The organism is Mesonia sp. K4-1 (genome assembly GCF_008017825.1).
Lineage (GTDB): Bacteria > Bacteroidota > Bacteroidia > Flavobacteriales > Flavobacteriaceae > Mesonia.
Genome location: NZ_VRLS01000068.1, coordinates 1 through 1733, shown reverse-complemented (window position 1 = coordinate 1733; position 1733 = coordinate 1). Strand labels below are relative to the sequence as shown.

Here is a 1733-nt window from a genome sequence, read left to right as displayed (position 1 = left end):
TAGTTAAAGAGAGGGGATTATCAATGTTGTCGAAGTCTAACGCTTCACCGTATATCATAACCTTAATCCTCTCTTTGTTCTTTCTGATTTATAGTTTAAATTTAATAAGAATCAAACTTAAGCCGTATATAATTTAGTGCTGGTTCTCGCTTGCTTACGAAAATCCTTGCGGATTTTCTATTTGGTTTGTACTTGCTAAATTCATTGCTTTACCACGCACCAAACCATATACAAACACGTTGTAAAACATTTGAAAAAAAAATGAACATTAGGAAATTTAATGAGAATAAAAATATCAAAATTGCTACTAATGTTGCATTATTGATATCATTACTAATCTTATTATTCGACCATTTGAGATATTTACAAACTGCATTGAATTTGGATAATCCGCTAATTCCAAAAGACTTAATTTTTTACGCAAATAAGAGTTACATATTTGGAGGAATATTTGTGATTTTGGGAATAGCTGGAATTATTATTTTTAGAATGCTAAAACTAAATCTGATTGGTTTTATTTTTTGGATGCTACTTATAATAATCTATTTTATAACTATTAACGGACTTTTTATTTAAATTATGTGTGACTTTTTCTTATTTTAATTGGCTATAATTACGCTGATAAAGACTTTAAGCTGACAAACGGAAAATATAAAGCAGTCTACGATGAATAGTTATCAGATTATCCAGAATTTGAGTTTGATATAAGTGGAAAGTATTTAACAGAAATCTACTCTGGACAAAATAGAAATTATATCATCAAAAATCTTGAACAGAATTCATTTAAACTATTACAAAAGAATGGATTCTTTAACTGAATTTTAAAAGCCTTAATCTCAAGCGGAGAACTTTATAATTAAATTACAAATTGCAAAAATGACACCGTGAAATTTACAATGAGTGAATCGGCACGTATTTTCTCATTCTGGAAAATTTGTGCGAAAAAAAACGTTTTACAACAACGTATACCAGCAATTGCGGCTTTGTGTCCTGCGGACACAACCGCACAAGCATAAAAGTCGGGGATTTTTTCTATCTTAGTTGTCTAATTCCCGCAACTGACGGGTATACAAAACCGTTGTGGTGCATTAAAAAACGATAGATGCCAATTAACATTTACATAGAAGAATCAGGAGAAAAGTTGGATTGGCTTTGTGATGAACATTGGGATTTGCCAACTCAAATAGACGCTCTTGAAACTTGGCTGAAAAATAAAGGAAAATCTTTAGCGCCAAGTAAATATGTAGCTGACATTGGGTTTAACATAAGGAAAGACGCAACAGGAGGCGGTGGAGTTTTGAACTCCGAATCAATGGCAATAATGGGAAAGATTGGAATGAATGTCTATTTCTCCGAATATCCATCGGTATCACAAGAAGACAAAGAATGACGAGCGAGCAAAAAGAATTATACAAATCTGTTGACGAAATCCTTTGGAACGAATGGGATCCGATTGGAGTAAATGATGTTGCGCCACGAGATGAATACCAAAGTTATGTCCCAGAAATTTTCTCTTTGCTAATTCAAAATAGAACAGATAAAGAAATTGCCGACAGACTTTATAAAATTGAAACCGAAACGATGGGAGTTATTGGAAGTCGAGTACATTGTCTGATAATAGCGAAGAAATTAATAGAAGAAAAAAATAAAAACGCACCACAACAAAGTACTGTGGTAAAAAACAAGTAAAAACTCACTAATTTTTAGCCAACGTACTTCTGTAAGAATCATCA

Annotated in this window: 2 protein-coding genes; both read left to right on the top strand. The window is 32.2% G+C overall.

From position 1 onward, the window contains the following. Nucleotides 1-1102: 1102 nt before the first annotated feature. The gene (locus FT986_RS11360) at nucleotides 1103-1390 is read left to right on the top strand and encodes a hypothetical protein (protein ID WP_147865163.1); all 288 of its coding nucleotides are present in this window, start codon (nucleotides 1103-1105) and stop codon (nucleotides 1388-1390) included. Next, nucleotides 1387-1689: a hypothetical protein gene (locus FT986_RS11355; RefSeq protein ID WP_147865162.1), complete on the top strand. Its 303-nt coding sequence runs from the start codon at nucleotides 1387-1389 to the stop codon at nucleotides 1687-1689. The genes FT986_RS11360 and FT986_RS11355 overlap by 4 nt, the downstream gene beginning before the upstream one ends. Nucleotides 1690-1733 lie beyond the last annotated feature (44 nt).